The organism is Wenzhouxiangella sp. YN9 (assembly GCF_056324165.1).
The window spans coordinates 97312-111673 of record NZ_JBJNIP010000100.1 but is presented as its reverse complement, the minus strand read 5'-3'; the positions used below and the strand labels follow the sequence as shown (position 1 = coordinate 111673).

Below are 14362 nucleotides of genomic sequence, written 5' to 3'. Positions count from 1 at the left end.
GGGAGAATCTCATGAAACGCTCTGCTCGACTCGTTTTTCTGTTCATCCTGGCGCTTCTGATCTGCCCGGCGGCAAGTGCCGAGCGCCTCAAGGATCTGGCTTCGGTGGCCGGCGTGCGCTCCAACCAGCTGGTCGGCTACGGCCTGGTGGTCGGCCTGGACGGCACCGGGGATCAGACCAGTCAGGCGCCTTATGCGGTGCAGTCGATTAGCAACATGCTGCAGGAATTCGGCGTGACCGTGCCCGGCAACATCAACCCGCAACTCAAGAACGTGGCGGCGGTCACCATTCATGCCGAGCTGCCGCCCTTTGCCAAGCCCGGCAGTGAAATCGACGTGACCGTCAACTCGATGGGCAACGCCGAAAGCCTGCGCGGCGGCAGCCTGCTGATGTCACCGCTGCGCGGTGCCGACGGCGAGGTCTACGCCATTGCCCAGGGCAATCTCGTGGTCAGCGGTTTTGGCGTGTCCGGGCAGGACGGCTCCAGCATCACCGTCAACGTGCCTTCGAGCGGGCGCATTCCCGGCGGTGCCACCGTGGAGCGCACCGTGGCCAGCGGCTTCGGCCGCGCCGAGCACGTCATGCTCAACCTGCACACGCCCGATTTCACCACCGCCCACCGCGTCGTCGAGACCATCAACGACAAGCTCGGTGAGGACACGGCGCGTGCGCTCGATGCGGTCACGGTTCAGGTGCGCGCCCCGCGCGACTCTTCGCAGCGCATCAGCTACGTGTCTGTACTCGAAAACATGGAAGTCGAGCCCGGCGACGCGCCGGCGCGGGTAATTGTCAATTCGCGCACCGGCACGGTGGTGATCGGCAATCACGTGCGGGTACTGCCCGCGGCGGTGGCCCACGGCTCGCTGTCGGTGACCATCTCCGAGCGCGCGGAAGTCAGTCAGCCCGAGGGTTTCTCGCGCGGGCAGACCGCCGTGGTACCGCAGAGTGATATCGAGGTGGAGCAGGAAGGCGGGCGCATGTTCCTGTTCGAGTCGGGAGTCACGCTCAACGAGATTGTGCAGGCGGTCAATCAGGTCGGTGCCGCACCCGGTGACCTGGTTGCCATCATGGAAGCGCTCAAGCAGGCCGGCTCGCTGCGCGCCGAGCTGGTGGTGATCTGAGCCATGAGCGCCCCGGCGGCAAGCAGCGGGTTCTACGGCGATATCCAGTCGCTGACCCAGCTGCGTCATGACGCAGCCGGCGGTCGGGAGGGTTCGCTGCGGGCCGCCGCGGAGCAGTTCGAGGCCCTGTTCATCCAGATGATGTTCAAGAGCATGCGCGAGTCCGGTATCGAGGGCGGGCTGTTCGACAGCAGCCAGATGCAGACCTATTACCAGATGTTCGACAAGCAGGTGGCGCTTGATATTGCCCGCGGCGACGGTCTCGGGCTGTCGGACATGCTGATGCGCCAGCTTGGTGGTCAAGAGGGTGCCGCAGCAACGCGCCCGGATAGCGAACCGGCGGCGCTGAATCTGCCGCCGCGCAGCGTCGTGCTGCCGCCAGCGCTGGTTGCCGACAATCGTTTCGACAATCGCGCTGACAATCGGCAGGCGCCGGCGCAAATGGAAGCCGCCAGCGAGCCGGCTGCGGTGACGCGCGCACCGGCCTTTGCCGGGCGCGAGGATTTCATCGCCACGCTCGAACCCCTGGCCGAGCAGGTGGCCCGGCGGCTCGATGTGCCGGCGCGCGCCATTGTCGCCCAGTCGGCGCTGGAAACCGGCTGGGGCCAGCATGTGATGCACGACGGGCAGGGCCGGCCGGCGTGGAATCTGTTCGGCATCAAGGCCGGGGACGACTGGCAGGGGCGCAGCGTGACCGTGCCCACCATGGAAGTGCGCGATGGCGTGGCCGTGCGCGAGGTGGCGCGATTCCGGGCCTACGATTCGCCGGCTGAAGCGATGGCTGATTACGAGCGCTTTCTGAGTCAGCGGGAACGCTATGCCGGGGCGCTCGGTTCGGGGCAGGACGTTCGCGCCTTTGCTGGCGCGCTCAAGCAGGCCGGCTACGCCACCGACCCGGATTACGCCGGCAAGATCGAGCGTATCGCCGGGCGGCTGGAGCCGGCCACGCCCATTCAAGCTTCTGCAACTGTTGCCGCTGAAGACGGTCAGGCCGGCATGAATCCGGTGAAGGGTTAGCAATCATGGTCAATGCATTCAATACCTCGTTGTCGGGCCTGCTGGCGTTCCAGCGGGCGCTGTCGACCACCTCGCACAACATCGCCAACGCCGCCACCGACGGCTACAGCCGCCAGCGCGTCAACCTGGGCACCATGCCGCCGCAGTTCTGGGGCGGCAACCATCTGGGTGCAGGCGTGCGCGTCAACAGCATCGAGCGCGTCTACGATCAGTTTCTGGGCAACGAGGTGCGCAGCGGGCTGGCCGGCAAGGCGCGGCTGGAGACCTTTCACGGTCTGGCCGCGCGTACCGGCGACCTGCTCGGCAGCGATACCCGCGGACTCTCGGCCGGCATGCAGGAATTCTTTTCATCGGTCCAGGCCCTGGCCAATGATCCGTCCTCGATTCCGGTTCGTCAGGCCATGCTCGGCGAAGCCGGCGCGCTGACCCAGCGCATCACCAGCATGGACGGTCGCTTGGCCGAGATGGGCCGCGAGGTCAGCCAGCGCGTCGAGGCCTCGGTGGATCGCATCAACTCGCTGGGGCAGGGCATTGCCGATCTCAACCAGCGCATCACCTCGGCGCCCGGTGCCGCCAGCGGCAGCCTGCCGGCGGATCTGCTCGACCAGCGCGACCGGCTGCTCGCGCAGCTGTCGGAGCAGATCGATGTCAGCGTCGATCAGCTCGACAGCGGCGCGGTCAACGTCTACATCGGCACCGGGCAGTCGCTGGTGCTAAACATCGACGTCAACGAGCTCGACGTGGGCAACGGCGCCTTCGGCCCGACCGATCAGACCGTGATGCAGGGCGGTGCCGATATCGGCCGCCAGCTCTCCGGCGGCACCCTGGGCGGACTGCTGGATTTTCGCAGCCAGACGCTCGAGCCGATACGCAACGACCTCGGGCGCGCGGCGGTGGCCCTGGCTGAATCGTTCAACAGTGTTCACCAGCAGGGCATGGATCTCAACGGCCAGCTGGGCGGGCGCTTCTTTGATGTCGGCGGTCCCAACGTGCTTCCGGCCAGCAATAACGCTGGAGCGGCAACAGTCGATGTGCGCATCGACGACGCCGCGGGCCTGAGCGGCGACGATTATCTGATGGAGTACGACGGCAGCAGCTGGTCGCTGCGCAACACCGCCACCGGCCAGGATGTGGCGCTGAGCGGCTCGGGCACCGCGGCCGATCCCTTCGTTGCCGACGGGCTGTCGATCGAGGTCAGCGGTGCGGCCGCGGCCGGAGATCGGTTTGCCATTCAGCCCACGCGCAACGCCGCGGCCGGCTTCGAGCGCCTGATCAATGACCCGGAAGCCATCGCCGCGGCCGCACCGATCACCACCGGCAGTGGCATCGACAACGTCGGCAGTGGCGAAATCTCTGGCGGAGAAGTGCTCGATATCAATGATCCCAACCTGCTCGATGACGTCACCATCACTTTCATCGACGCCAATACCTATCAGATCAACGGCAGCGGCAGCTTTGCCTACAGCGACGGCGATGACATCGACGTCAACGGCTGGCGGGTGCAGATCAGCGGCAGCCCGGCTGCCGGAGACGAATTCACCGTCGCGGCCAACAGCGGCGGCGAGGGCGACAATCGCAACGCGCTGGCCCTGGGCGATCTGCGCCAGGCCGGCGTGCTTGCCGGCGGTGCGCGCAGCATTCTCGAGCACACCGACAGCATGATCACCGAAGTCGGCGCGGCCACGGCCGCGGCCCAGGCGTCTCTTGATTCACAGGACTCGCTGCTGACCAGCTCGCAGCAGGCGCTGGAGTCGGTGCGCGGCGTCAATCTGGAAGAGGAAGCCGCCAACATGCTCAGGTATCGCCAGGCCTACGAGGCCTCGGCGCGCGTCATACAAACGGCCGACAGCATGTTCCAGTCACTGCTGGGTGCCCTGAGGTAGCTCGATATGCGAATTTCCACATCGTGGCTTTATCAGTCCGGGCTCAACGGCATGCTGGGCCAGCAATCGAAGCTGTCGCAGGTGCAGTACCAGCTGGCCACCGGAAAGCGCATCAACAACCCGTCCGACGATCCGGTGGGTGCCGCACGCCTGCAGGAAGTGCAGCGGGCGATCGATCAGCAGACGGTCTTCGTCGACAACATCGGCCGCGCCCGGCAGCGCCTGTCGGTCGAGGAAAACACGCTCTCGGCGGTTGGCAACGCGCTCCAGCGCGTGCGCGAGCTGGCCGTGAAGGCCGGCTCCGACAGCGTCGATGACAGCTCGCGCGGGATGATCGCCACCGAGTTGCGCCAGCGCATCGACGAGCTGCTGGCGCTGGCCAACAGCCAGGACGGTGACGGGCAGTACATTTTTGCCGGCGCTCGCAGCGGCGGCAAGCCGTTCGCGTTGTCCGGCGGCAGCGTTGCCTATTTCGGCGACCATACCCGCCGTGAATTGACCATCGGCCCGGGCACCACCGTAGCCGACGGTGACACCGGTGATGCCGTGTTCATGCGCATTCGCGACGGCAACGGCCGGGTGCAGGCCCGCCCCGATGGCGGCAATGCCGGCACCGGCATCATCGAGCTCGATGGGCGCATGGATCCGGGCGCCTGGACCGGCGATGACTACACCCTGACCTTCACCGCCGCCAACGCCTGGGAAGTGACCGACTCGGGAGGCGCCACCGTGACCACCGGCAGCTACGAGCCGGGTGAGGCAATCGGGTTTGCCGGCGTGGCGGTCAGCATTGCCGGCGAACCCGCAGCGGGTGATCAGTTCAGGATCGAGCCGGCGCGCAACATCAGCATGTTCGAAACCGTCGATCGCCTGGCCAGCACGCTCGAGCAGCCGGCCGTCGGCCAGGCCGGCCGGGCAGATCGCCGCCAGGTGCTCGAAGACACCCTGGTGCGGCTGGACAAGGCGGAAGAGCATCTGCTGACCGTGCGCGCCGACCTTGGTGGCCGCCTCAAGACCCTCGATCACGTCGAAGAAAACCACGAGGACATGAAGCTCACGCTCCAGGAGCTGGGCTCCGACATTCGCGATCTGGACTACGCCGAAGCGATCTCGAAGATGCAGCAGACCCTGGTGGCCCTGCAGGCCGCGCAGCAAAGCTATGTTCAGATCCAGGGGCTGTCGCTGTTCAACTATATTCGCTGATCGGCAGCAGCCGCGCCTGCCGGCGCGGTGGTTTCCGGTCGGGGCGGCCTCGGCAAGCGCTGCTGGCTGCCGCCAAGGGCGGGTTCCGGCATGGACTTTGCAGGTCCAAGGTGCAATCAGGACATCTTCAAGGAGAGCGCCCATGGCGTTGCGTGAACCGCCGGCCAGCGCCGGCGCGACGAGCAAGATCGAGCAACTGCGTGATCTGCAGGAGGCCGGTGACCTGGACCGGGCCGAATCCGGCTATCGCGACTGGCTGGCTGCGCACCCGGACGACGCCACGGCGTGGCAACTCCATGGCGTGGTCGCGTTTCAGCGCGGCCAGTTCAAGCTGGCCGTCGAGCGGCTTTCGCGCGCGCTTCAGATTCGGCCGGACTTTCCCCAGGCCCTGTCGAACCTGGGCAGCGTGATGCTGGCCATGGCGCAGATCGAGCAGGCAGAGAAACTGTTTCGCATGGCGCTCAAGTACGACCCGGACTATCCGGAAGCGGTCGGCAACCTGGGCGCGCTCCTCAATACCCGCGAGCGGTTCGACGATGCCCTGCCGGTGCTCGAGCGCGCTGTTGCGCTGCGCCCGACGCACGCCATGTCACATAACAATCTGGGCAATGCACTGGAAGAACTGGAGCGCAACCACGAGGCGCTCGACGCCTACGAAGAGGCCCGGCGGCTGGCGCCGGACAATGTGGTATTCACCGCTAACCTCGGCAAGATCCACCAGCGTCTGGGCCGACACGACCACGCCGTCGACTGCTTTGCCGCAGCGCTGGAGAGGGATCCGCACTGCGTCAGCGCGCTGTGCGGCATGGCCAGCGCCCGCCGGATCAAGCCCGAAGATCAAGAGGTGCAGCGGTTCAGCGAAGCCTTCTCCCGATTCGACAGCCTGCCGTACCGCGAGAAGGTGGACTTCCTGTTCGCCTGGGGCAAGCTCAGCGACGACATCGGCGAGCACGAGCAGGCGTTCGCCTGCTTCCGCAAGGCCAATGAATTCCGTCGTCACACCCGCCCGTATTCACGCCGCGGACATGAGCGCGAGCTCGAACGACTGCGCGACGTCTTCTCGGCCGAACGCCTGGCGGCGTACAAGAGCTCGAAATGCCAAAGTCGGGTGCCGATATTCGTGCTCGGCATGCCGCGTTCGGGCACCACGCTGACCGAGCAGATCATCGCCGGTCACCCCGCGGTTCACGGCGCGGGGGAGCTCAGGTGTCTGGAGCGCAGCGTGCGCGCCAATCTGATGCGCGAGACCGCTGGTAGTGCGGTCCTGGATCCAGGGCGACTGACCAGCGAGCGGCTCACGCGGGCGGCTTCGGCCTATCTGACCGACCTGCCGTGCGACTATCGTGATGACGAATTCGTGACCGACAAGATGCCGGCCAACTACCGCCATATCGGCGCCATTGCGCTGATGTTTCCGCGCGCGGCGATCCTCCACGTGCGCCGCCATCCGGTCGATAATCTGCTGTCCTGCTTCCAGCAGAATTTTGCCCGCGGACAGGCTTTCTCCAACGACCTGGAGGATGCGGCGCACCACTACCACGTCTATCGTCGTCTGATGGCCCACTGGCGAGACGTGCTGGGCGATCGCATTCTCGATGTCGACTATGAAGCGCTGGTGACCGACCCGGAAGGCCAGTCCCGACGCATTGCCGAATTCATCGGGCTGGACTGGAACGAGGCCATGCTCTGCCCGCACAAGGTCGAGCGCAGCATTCGCACGGCCAGTCAGTGGCAGGTGCGCCAGCCAATCCACACCGGATCGGTCGAGCGCTGGCGGCGCTACGAGGAGCAGCTCCAGCCGCTCATCGAGGCGCTGCAGGATTGCGGTATATCGGTCTGAATCCCGGAGGCGCTGTGGAGCGGCGCTCCGCACACGGCGCCTGCGGTCCAATGACGCGGTTCCATTGCCCCAGTTTTTGTGACCATCGGGATAAAACGCGGCAACCCTAAAGTTTCTCCTTCCTGGTCCGCTAAAGACATTGAACGCGACTAATGGCTCCCGCCGGCAATGCAAGGGGGCGTCGTTAGGCGGGACCAAGCGGAAACAGTGGCTACATAAGGAGGAAACTCATGGGCCAGGTCATCAACACCAACATTCTGTCGCTGAACGCTCAGCGCAATCTCAATAATTCGCAGAGCCAGCTGGCGACCTCGCTCGAGCGTCTGTCTTCCGGCCTGCGCATCAACAGCGCCAAGGACGACGCGGCCGGTCTGGCCATCTCCGAGCGCTTCACCACGCAGATTCGCGGCCTTAACCAGGCCATGCGCAACGCCAATGACGGCATCTCCTTCGCGCAGACTGCCGAAGGCGCCTTGTCGACCATCGGCGATAGCCTGCAGCGCATTCGCGAGCTGGCGGTGCAATCGGCCAACGACAGCAACTCGGCCCAGGACCGTCAGGCACTGAACAACGAAGTGCAGCAGCTGATTGCCGAAGTCGGCCGCGTGGCAGATTCGACCGAATTCAACGGTCAGGCCATTCTCGACGGCACCCTGTCGGATCTCGTTTTCCAGGTAGGTGCCAACCAGGGGCAGACCATTTCAGTTGACGGTGTGGATGCGCGTACCTCTCAGCTTGGTGCGGCTGTTGCTGAGGGCGATACCATGACTGCCTCGGATCTGGCTGCATTCACCAACGACATCACGATCAATGGCGCTGATATCGACCTTAGCGGTGTCGATGAGAACAGCTCCAGCCAGGATATCGTTGACGCCATCAACCTGGTTTCCAGCGACAGCGGCGTGTTCGCGCAGGTGGCGAGTGAAACGGAAGCCAATATCGGCGCGTTCGACAGCAACAACGCCGGCAACCTTACGATCAACAACGTCGTGATCGATCTGAGCAGTGCGAGCGATGACAGTGATGTGGTGGCCGCCATCAACGCCGTATCGGCTCAGACAGGGGTCACAGCATCGGAAGACACCGGCGTTGTTCTGACCAGCTCGGGCAGCTCCATTGATGTAGAGAGTGATACGGCTAGTCAGTTTGGCACATTGACTGGAACCACTGAGGAAACTTATCTGGCCGGCATCACCCTTTCGACTGACGTCGATGGCGCGATCACTGTTCAGGGTACAGATACGGCTGATTTCGGAATCGACAGCGTTACGTCTCAGAACAATGTACTGGGCGATGTCAACGTGCTGACGCGCTCCAACGCCTCTGACGCCCTGCAGACCCTGGACTTTGCCCTGCAGCAGGTCAGCGGCCTGCGCGCCGAGCTGGGTGCGGTGCAGACGCGTTTCGAGTCGACCATCGACAATCTGTCGATCGGCACCGAGAACCTGTCGGCTGCGCGCTCGCGGATCCAGGACGCTGACTTCGCTCTGGAGACGGCCAACCTGACCAAGGCGCAGATTCTGCAGCAGGCCGGCACCTCGGTACTGTCGCAGGCCAACGCCACGTCGCAGAACGTGCTGGCTCTGCTCCAGTAATCGCAGCGGTCATGACCAACATGACCATGGGTCAAGGGGGGCCGGGCGGCAACGTCCGGCCCCTTTATGCATGACAGAAAGGTGAGGCAACAGCCGGGAGGCAAGTGATGGATACCAGCTTGTCAGTGAACCATCCAATGATTCGCGCGGCAGCGGACGAGCGGCAGACCGCGCCGCCTGGCCAGGCGGTGGCAGGTGCCCGGGGCGCAGGCGCGCAAGCGCTTCGATCCGGTTCGATCGATACCGAAGCGCTGCAGGCGCGCATGGAAAGCCTGGCCGAGCGCCTGCAGGACTACATGCGCGAGAACGGCAGGCAGCTCGAGTTCCAGGTCAGCGACGAATCGGGTCAGGTGGTCATTCTGGTGCGCCATGCCGAAAGCGGCGAGGTGCTCAGAAGCATTCCGCCTGAAGAGGCGCGCGCTCTGGCCGAGCAGGCCAGCCTGCAGCAGCAGGCAAGATTGCTCAGCCTGGAAGCATAGAGGGCACGGATTTTGCACAAGTTCGGGACAGGGCAGCACGACAGAGCCGCGCAACAGGAACAGCGCGACACTAGAGGCAGCCAAAAGAGGCAGCCAGAAGACGTGACAAGAACAGCTGGAACGACCGCTATGAATAACACGCATTTTGCATCCGGCATTGCAGCCGAAGGAGACAGGGCATGATTCAGTCAATGGGCGTGGGTTCGGGCCTGGACCTCGATTCGCTGGTTCAGCAGATCGTCAGCGCCGAGCGGCAGCCGGTTGCCAGCCGTCTCAACCGTCATGAGGCGCGCTACAAGATGGAGCTGTCCGCCCTGGGCAACTTCAAGGGCGCGCTGTCGGGGCTGCAGTCTGCGGTGGAGGGCCTGACCGAAGGCGGCGCGATGAGCTCGGGGCGCAGCGCCAAAAGCAGCAGTACGGAAACCTTTGGCGCCGCGGCCGAGAGCAAGGCGGTTGCCGGCAGCTACAGCGTCGAGGTGCGCTCGCTGGCCACCGCGACCAAGCTTGCTTCCGGTCCCTTTGCCGACTCGCAGACAGCCGTGGGCACGGGCCAGCTGACGCTCGCCCTCGGCGATGCCGCTTTCAGCCTGAACATCGATTCGGGCAACAACACGCTGGCGGGCATTCGCGACGCCATCAACACAGCGGCAGACAATACCGGCATCTCGGCCACCATCATCAATGAATCCGGCGGCAGCCGGCTGGTGCTGACCGGCCAGGATACGGGGGCGGAGAACGACGTCACCATCACCGCTTCCGGCGGCGACGGCGGACTCGACAGCCTGGTGCACGACCCGAACGGTTCGGGCACGAGCAATCTTGCCGTCATCGAGACGGCGACTGACGCGCACGTGCGCGTGGAAGGCTTTGATCACTACAGCGCCAGCAACAGCGTCACCGGCGTGATCGATCACGTGACTCTGGATCTGAAGAAAGCCGATGTGAGCAATACACATGTGCTGACCATCAGCGAGAACCTCAGCTCGGCGCGGGAGCGGCTCGATGAGTTCATCGACAAGTACAACACCCTGATCGATGTCACCAACAAATTGACCGCCTATGACCCCGAAAGCGATCGTGCCGGCCCACTGCAGGGCGACGCCGGCGTGCGTGGCGTGATGTCACAGATCCGCAGCATCATCTCCGGCCAGGTGGGACAGGTTGCGGGCCAGCGCGACTCACTGGCAGTGTTCGGCATCACCACGGCGGCCGACGGCCAGCTCGAAGTCGACTCGGAAAAGCTTGATGGCGTGCTCGAGGCGCGGCCGGACGCGCTCGCCTCGCTGCTGGGCGGTGACAAGGGTATTGGCACCAGCCTGGACAGCTATCTCGGCAGCGTGCTGGGCAGCGGCAACCTGCTTGCGTCGCGCCAGGATGGCCTCAGCGACCGGCTCGATCAGATTGCCGATGAACGGCTGCGGCTCGATGATCGCATGGCGCAGGTCGAGGCTCGCTATATCAAGCAGTTCTCGGCAATGGATTCACTGGTGGCTCAACTCAATCAGACATCGGGTTTTCTCCAGCAGCAGCTGGCCAATATGCCGCTGGCGCAGAAGAAGTGATGGCGGCTCTCAAGTCGAATGCCGACGCGCCGCTACAGGGCCTGAAACCCGATCACGATTGCCAAACAGGTGGAACCCATGCTCGAAGCCTATCGCCAGAACAACGCGCTCAACGCTGAATACGCCGATCCGCACCAGCTCGTCAGCATGCTCTTCGACGGCGCCATGGAGCGCTTGTCCCGCGCCATCGGCCATATCGAGCGCGGTGAGACGGCGGCCAAGGGCGAGTGCATTTCGCGCGCGGTCTCCATTATCGCCGCGCTGCAGGACAGCCTCGATCACGATATCGGCGGCGAGTTCTCGCAGCGCCTCGAGGCGCTCTACGATTACATCACGCGGCGCCTGACCGAAGCCAACCTGCACCACAACAGCGCGATCATTCGCGAAGTGCAGGAACTGATCCAGCCGGTGCGCGAGGCCTGGAAGGCCGTGGGCCCGGAAGTGCGCGGCGCCTCCGGGCAGCGCTCGGCAGCGAGCGCATCATGACCGCGATGCCGTCCACTCGGCTGGACCGGATTCGCGAGCTGAACCTGGCCATCCGCGAAGAGGTGCAGCAGGCCAACCTGGCCGGCGCCAGCGAGCTGGCCGCGCAGCGTCACCGGCAGCTGATGGCGCTGTTTGCTAATATTCGCGAAGCGGCCGAGGATGAGGCGCTGGTGACCGAACTCTACACCACGCTTGAAAGCGACCGCCAGCTGATGCGTGATCTGGCAACTCTGCGTGAGCGCCTCGAGCATGAACTCGGCAGCGCCCGCAAGTCGACCCGTTCAGCGCGCGCCTATCTGGAAGCACAGCCGGGCTAGAGCCGCTGCCGCCTGCAGGGCGTGGCAAGCCCGGCTTCGATCGGCCTGGATCGGCCCGGATCCGGGCGCCCAGGCGCATTGATCAACCGGGAGCGGCACATGGTCACCTATGAAGACAATCTGCCCCTCAAGTGGGCACCCGCCAGCGGCAGCGAACCCGCTGCCGACTGTGGCCGCAATCGGGCCAATCTGCTGGTGCTGGAGTCGGTTGCGGCGATCGAGGAAAAGCCCTCCGAGCACGCTTTCGAAGACTGTCCGGAAATACAGCAGGAACTGCGCCGCCTCGACGTCAAGTTGCATGTGCTGATGGAAATGGTGGCCCGGCTGCTGCGCGAGGAAGAGAGCCTGGGGCCCTCCCGCCCGGTACGCATTGCCCTCAAAACCCTGGAGTTTCGCGCCGCCGATGGCGAAGCCGCAGCCGGACAATCGGGAACGGTCAGCCTTCAGCTGCACTCAGGTGTGCCGACGCCGCTGGTCATGAACGGCCAGGTGGTGGAAGAGCTCGAGCGCGACGGCGAACGCTGGGTGTGCTTCGAGCCCGACCGCCTTTCCGAACCGCTGCGCGACGCGCTGTCGCGCCATGTCTTTCGTCATCACCGCCGCCAGGTTGCCGCCAGCCGCCGCGAGTAGTTTTCCGGGCAGCCGGCTTTTGCTGCTGGCAAGAGCCTGCCGCTTGCAGGTATATTGTCCCTTCATCATGACTTCTGAACCTGAGCACAGCAGCGGCGCCTCGTCGCGCCCGGGTTATCTGCTGCCGGGCGGGCTGGTGCTGGCGTGTCTGTGCCTGGCGTTGTGGCTGTGGTTTGCGCCGCAGCCGACAGCGCCGGCACTGTCTGCCGCTGTGCTCACTGCGCTGGTGATTGCCGTTGCAATGACGCTGCCGACCAAACGCCACTCCGGCCGCTTTCGCCGGGCTTCGTCCGCTGCCGGGGGTGCCGCCGAGCCGTTGTCGGAACAGCCTGGCGCTGTCGACGGCATCCAGGCCGGGGAGCTTCGCTTTCTCAAGGTCTTTCGCTACAACCCCATCGCCATGGCGCTGGTCCGCCCCGATCAGCGCATTGCCTACACCAATCGACAGTTTCGCCTGCTCAGCGGCCTGGACGAATCCGCGCTGGTCGGCCGCGCTGTCGAGCACATGGTGTGCGGAAACGGCCGGGAGGCGCTGCGCGCCATGATTCAGCGAACCCTGGACAACCGCGCCGAAGACGAATGGCAGGAGTTTCGTTTTGTCGGCACCGGCGGACGGCACTGCTGGACGCGATTGAGCACCGAGTGCATCCAGGATGCGCAGGGGCAGGTGATCTACGCGCTCGTCATGGCCGAAGACATCAGCGAGCGCCGGCGCTTCGATGCCGAGCGGGCGGCCTATCAGAAGCGTCTTGAAGGGCTTTCACGTCGCCTGCTCGACGCCCAGGAAGAAGAGCGGCGCCACGTCGCGCGTGAGCTGCACGACGAGCTCGGACAGACCATGACCGCCATCAAGCTGGGGCTGCAGACGCTGCGCCTGGCGCCTGAACCATCGCAGCAGCAGATCGATCATATTTCTGCGCGCGTGGATGATCTGATTGATCAGGTGCGTCGCCTCTCGCGTGAACTGCGACCGTCGCTGCTCGATGATCTGGGCCTGGAAGCCGCGCTCCGCTGGCTGATCGACCAGCACCGGCGCGATCACGACATGCACGTTCACTTCACGGTCGAAGGCCTGAAAGAGCGGCCTTCTCATCGAGTCGAGTCCGCCTGTTTCCGGATTGTTCAGGAGGCGCTGACCAACGTCATGCGCCACGCCCGGGCAACGGCGGTTTCCGTGCGCCTGCGGCGCTGCGGTGACCAGCTCGAGTTCAGCATCGACGACGACGGCTGCGGGTTCGATCCCGGGCTGGCACGGGCGCAATCGAGCGGCGGTCGCAGCGTTGGCCTTTTGAGCATGCACGAGCGCGTGACCCTGCTCGGCGGCGAGTTCCGGATTGATTCGGAAATCGGGCTGGGCACGCGCGTTTCCGGCTGTATTCCAGTGGCCGATGCGGCGGCCGAAGAGCGCTTGTCCAGCGTGGGCGACCAACAACATGATCAGGAAGTGCAACATTGAAGCTCCGGGTCTTGCTGGCCGATGACCATCATCTGGTACGTTCGGGCATGCGCGCGCTGCTCGAAAGCTTCGACGGTATCGAGGTGGTGGCCGAAGCCGCCGACGGCTGGGAGGCAATCGATCTGGCTCGCGAGCACCGGCCCGACCTGGCGCTGATGGACATCGCCATGCCAGAGCTCAATGGTCTCGAGGCGCTTGCCGAGCTGCGCCAGCGGGTGCCGGAAACGCAGGTCATCATGCTGTCGATGCACGCCCATGAGGAATACGTCTTGCAGGCCCTGCGGCAGGGCGCCAGCGGTTATCTCCTCAAGGACTCGGCGCCGCTGGAGCTGCAGCTGGCGGTGCGTGCGGTCGAGCGCAACGAGACCTACCTCAGCCCGGCCATTTCCCGGCAGGTCATCGACGATTACCTCAGCCGAATCGACCAGGGCGACAGCCCGCTGGACCGGCTGACTCGTCGCCAGCGCCAGGTTGTGCAGCAGATCGCCGAGGGCTATTCCACGCGCGAAATCGCCGCGCGGCTCAACGTCTCGGTCAAGACCGTCGAAAGCCATCGGGCCAACCTGATGCGCCGGCTCGAGGTCCGTGATGTGGCCGCCATCGTGCGCTTTGCCGTGCGCTACGGCCTGGTAGCCGACCGAAACTGAGATCGTCTTCAATCCCCCCGCAAAAAGATCAGGGTATCCCCGATGCCGATTTCAGGGTTTGCCTGATCGCCTTTCCGGCGCGGTGACGTAAAACTGTCATCAACGTCTTTAGCGACGCAAAATTGA

At 64.8% G+C, this 14362-nt stretch carries 13 protein-coding genes; all 13 read left to right on the top strand.

The window, feature by feature from the left end; all coding sequences use genetic code 11:
- Positions 1-11 precede the first annotated feature (11 nt).
- The 13 genes from ACEWQ0_RS09030 to ACEWQ0_RS08970 all read left to right on the top strand — a co-directional run bounded on the left by ACEWQ0_RS09030 (position 12) and on the right by ACEWQ0_RS08970 (position 14236).
- Positions 12-1121, top strand: coding sequence for a flagellar basal body P-ring protein FlgI (locus ACEWQ0_RS09030; protein WP_476485149.1), 1110 nt, complete (start codon positions 12-14; stop codon positions 1119-1121).
- Positions 1122-1124: 3 nt separating this feature from the next.
- A complete protein-coding gene (gene flgJ, locus ACEWQ0_RS09025) occupies positions 1125-2138 on the top strand; it encodes a flagellar assembly peptidoglycan hydrolase FlgJ (protein WP_476485148.1) in 1014 nt (337 codons plus the stop codon).
- A 5-nt stretch (positions 2139-2143) separates the two neighbouring features.
- On the top strand, positions 2144-4021 hold the full coding sequence (flgK, locus tag ACEWQ0_RS09020; RefSeq protein WP_476485147.1) for a flagellar hook-associated protein FlgK: 1878 nt from the start codon (positions 2144-2146) through the stop codon (positions 4019-4021).
- A gap of 6 nt (positions 4022-4027) precedes the next feature.
- The gene (gene flgL / locus ACEWQ0_RS09015) at positions 4028-5224 is read left to right on the top strand and encodes a flagellar hook-associated protein FlgL (RefSeq protein WP_476485146.1); all 1197 of its coding nucleotides are present in this window, start codon (positions 4028-4030) and stop codon (positions 5222-5224) included.
- Between the two features lie 142 nt (positions 5225-5366).
- Positions 5367-7064 carry a sulfotransferase gene (locus ACEWQ0_RS09010; RefSeq protein ID WP_476485145.1) on the top strand — a complete coding sequence of 566 codons (1698 nt, stop codon included), beginning with the start codon at positions 5367-5369 and terminating at the stop codon, positions 7062-7064.
- 230 nt (positions 7065-7294) lie between these two features.
- Complete coding sequence (locus tag ACEWQ0_RS09005) at positions 7295-8659, top strand: flagellin N-terminal helical domain-containing protein (protein WP_476485144.1); 1365 nt, start codon at positions 7295-7297, stop codon at positions 8657-8659.
- 107 nt (positions 8660-8766) lie between these two features.
- On the top strand, positions 8767-9138 hold the full coding sequence (locus ACEWQ0_RS09000) for a flagellar protein FlaG (protein ID WP_476485143.1): 372 nt from the start codon (positions 8767-8769) through the stop codon (positions 9136-9138).
- A 179-nt stretch (positions 9139-9317) separates the two neighbouring features.
- A complete protein-coding gene (fliD, locus tag ACEWQ0_RS08995; RefSeq protein WP_476483356.1) occupies positions 9318-10700 on the top strand; it encodes a flagellar filament capping protein FliD in 1383 nt (460 codons plus the stop codon).
- Between the two features lie 78 nt (positions 10701-10778).
- Positions 10779-11186, top strand: coding sequence for a flagellar export chaperone FliS (fliS, locus tag ACEWQ0_RS08990; protein ID WP_476485142.1), 408 nt, complete (start codon positions 10779-10781; stop codon positions 11184-11186).
- Positions 11183-11503 (top strand): hypothetical protein, encoded by a 321-nt coding sequence (locus ACEWQ0_RS08985; RefSeq protein WP_476483354.1) that lies wholly within the window; start codon positions 11183-11185, stop codon positions 11501-11503. Before fliS ends, ACEWQ0_RS08985 begins: the two co-directional genes overlap by 4 nt.
- A gap of 99 nt (positions 11504-11602) precedes the next feature.
- The gene (locus ACEWQ0_RS08980) at positions 11603-12133 is read left to right on the top strand and encodes a PilZ domain-containing protein (RefSeq protein ID WP_476485141.1); all 531 of its coding nucleotides are present in this window, start codon (positions 11603-11605) and stop codon (positions 12131-12133) included.
- A gap of 67 nt (positions 12134-12200) precedes the next feature.
- Complete coding sequence (locus ACEWQ0_RS08975) at positions 12201-13589, top strand: PAS domain-containing sensor histidine kinase (protein ID WP_476485140.1); 1389 nt, start codon at positions 12201-12203, stop codon at positions 13587-13589.
- On the top strand, positions 13586-14236 hold the full coding sequence (locus tag ACEWQ0_RS08970) for a response regulator (RefSeq protein ID WP_476483351.1): 651 nt from the start codon (positions 13586-13588) through the stop codon (positions 14234-14236). The genes ACEWQ0_RS08975 and ACEWQ0_RS08970 overlap by 4 nt, the downstream gene beginning before the upstream one ends.
- Positions 14237-14362 lie beyond the last annotated feature (126 nt).